This is a genomic window from Microcoleus sp. C2D2, assembly GCF_036702495.1.
GTDB lineage: Bacteria > Cyanobacteriota > Cyanobacteriia > Cyanobacteriales > Microcoleaceae > Microcoleus.
In genome coordinates, this window is the sequence record NZ_JAUBTO010000410.1 from 1 (window position 1) to 1,175 (window position 1,175).

At 44.6% G+C, this 1,175-nt stretch carries 1 protein-coding gene; it reads left to right on the forward strand.

Annotated elements, in window-relative coordinates:
* Window positions 1-154 precede the first annotated feature (154 nt).
* The gene (locus QUB61_RS39565; RefSeq protein WP_333136958.1) at window positions 155-637 is read left to right on the forward strand and encodes a hypothetical protein; all 483 of its coding nucleotides are present in this window, start codon (window positions 155-157) and stop codon (window positions 635-637) included.
* Window positions 638-1,175 lie beyond the last annotated feature (538 nt).

Genomic DNA, 1,175 nt, shown 5'->3' on the forward strand with positions numbered 1-1,175 from the left:
GCAAAGCTTGTTATCGAGCAACAATTAGGACTCAAAAAAACAATTTGGATACTTTGGGGTGTTTCTCGTGGCGGGCGTAATCATCAGGTATACAAAGAGGCTAGAGCAATGCTTGAACGGTTAACGGGAATTAGTAATAGTGAGGATGATTCCGATGACTAATACTTACTTAATTTCTGTACGTCCGACTTGGGCTGATGCTTTCTTCAACATCCACAATCCGAAAACAATCGAACTCCGAAAAGGCAATTTTGGAGCATCCTTAAAACCGGGCGATAGTATCATCATCTATGCCACGATGCCAGTTGCTGAGATATTAGGAATTGTGCGGGTTGCTATGCGTGAATCCTTGCCTATAAGTGAACTGTGGCGGGTATCTAAGCAAGGACAACTGGCAAGGGTATCACAAGCTCAATTTGATGATTACTATCGCAATCAGGAATCAGGAATTGGCGTTTGGGTAGAATCAACCCAACTGTTGACAAAGCCAATTCCTCTTTATCGGTTTCGCAAAGCTTGGGGTGAACGATGGCAGCCACCGCAGCAGATTGTCCAGCTAAGCTCGCTCGCAGATGCAGGCAGTTGGTATTCCGCACCAACTCAACCGAGCCGGACTGTGTTAGAGGGGATTTGGTAAATACAACCGACTAATACTGGGGAGGAAATATGAAAGAGAGAATACGATCGAGCGTCCCTGCGATTTGTTAATCGAGTTTCAATCCCTAATTGCAAGGATCGATTTCCAGATACTTTAATCTAGCGTCATACGTAGATTTTCCGATACTCAGTACCTCCTAGATTTGCGATTGTCGCCCAAAGGTGGTCTGTCCTGTTTCCATTGGAATCCATTGGAATTCCAGCGGAATTTTTAAATCGGGTTTACATAATATGTAGTATACAGCGCACAAAATTCTGCTCGACCGGAATATCAGACCGGAATCCATTGGAATTCCAGTTCAGTCATTCTACTGTCACTGACTAACCAAAGTAAGTGTAATTTGTTACATAGTGTTCTCAAGCAAACCAAAAAGAGCGGCCGATATTTTGTTCGCTGTCGGCAAGTGCTCGAGCACGCGGGCAACAATCCACAAGAATCGGCCAAGCCTGAACACCCTACATTACCAAGTACAAACCGCCAGAATCTGAAGATTGGCTTTGACGTTCGGAAGCATGAG